This is a genomic window from Methylobacterium sp. E-046, assembly GCF_022829625.1.
GTDB classification, from domain to species: domain Bacteria; phylum Pseudomonadota; class Alphaproteobacteria; order Rhizobiales; family Beijerinckiaceae; genus Methylobacterium; species Methylobacterium longum.
Genome location: NZ_JAKSYP010000124.1, coordinates 1 through 389 on the forward strand (window position 1 = coordinate 1; position 389 = coordinate 389).

The following is a 389-nucleotide window of genomic DNA, read 5'->3' on the forward strand; positions in this document are numbered from 1 at the left end:
CTCGCCGACGTGGTGGCCTGGATCCGTGCTGCTGACCCGGACCGGGCCGACGCGCGCGAAGCCGTCATCACCGCGGCGTGGGTCGATCTGCTGCCGAAGCCGGAGGACGCGTGAGATGAACGTGTCTCGGTCACCCGCTCATGTGGCTCAGCATCTGCTCGAACGTTTTGAGCGAGACGTCGAGGTCAGCAACGGCAGCGGCCATGTTATCGGCCATTCGATGCCAGGGAGACGTTGGCTCAATCGCTATCTCGGCGAGCAGCAATCTGATCCGGCGCACTTCGTCGTATCCGGCTTCGATTGTTGCCTGGATCAGAGCCGGGTCGGCCGGCACGAGCGCTCCATCGGCGGTTCGACGATCGAGCAGCCGCTGCATCACAGTCAAGCTC

General features: G+C 64.3%; 1 protein-coding gene. It reads right to left on the reverse strand.

Features of this window, described 5'->3' with window-relative positions; genetic code table 11:
- Positions 1 to 130 precede the first annotated feature (130 nt).
- On the reverse strand, positions 131 to 389 hold a 259-nt coding region (locus MKK82_RS11360), incomplete at its 5' end, for a hypothetical protein (protein WP_243985756.1).